At 74.6% G+C, this 560-nt stretch carries 1 protein-coding gene; it reads left to right on the top strand.

All coding sequences use genetic code 11. From position 1 onward, the window contains the following. The coding region (locus A5709_RS00770; protein ID WP_156767934.1) for an alpha-(1->3)-arabinofuranosyltransferase family protein at positions 1–560 on the top strand (560 nt) is incomplete at both ends.

Here is a 560-nt window from a genome sequence, read left to right as displayed (position 1 = left end):
GGCGGGCTTTGTCGCCGACAGCGGACTGCGTCCGCGCTACCCGGCCGTAGAGGTTTACCGGGTGGAGGTCGCCGGCGATCCGGGCGCCCCCTACTTCGCGGACGTCGACCGGTTGCCCCGGGTGGACGGCGGACCGGAGGCGCTGCTGCGCCTCGACGAGCGGCGCCGGCTGCAGGGCCTGCCGACGCTGGGCCCCGCGCTGATGACCGCCGACGCGCGCGGCGCCGGATTGCCGGTGCCCTCGGTGACCGTCACCGACACCCCGGTGGCCCGCGAGACCGATTACGGCCGGGTGGACCAACATTCGTCGGCCATCCGGGCCGCGGGCGACGCACGGCATACCTACAACCGGGTGCCCGACTATCCCGTCCCCGGGGCCGACCCGGTCGTCGGCGCCTGGAGCGGCGGCCGGATCACCGTGTCGAGCTCGTCGTCGGACTCCACCGCGATGCCCGACGTCCGCGAAGTAGGGGGCGCCCGGATCGCCGGCGACCTCCACCCGGTAAACCTCTACGGCCGGGTAGCGCGGACGCAGTCCGCTGTCGGCGACAAAGCCCGCC

Source organism: Mycobacterium sp. E1386 (assembly GCF_001672745.1).
Lineage (GTDB): Bacteria > Actinomycetota > Actinomycetes > Mycobacteriales > Mycobacteriaceae > Mycobacterium.
Note: the sequence above shows the minus strand (reverse complement) of the source record. Positions and strands in the feature narration are given on the sequence as shown.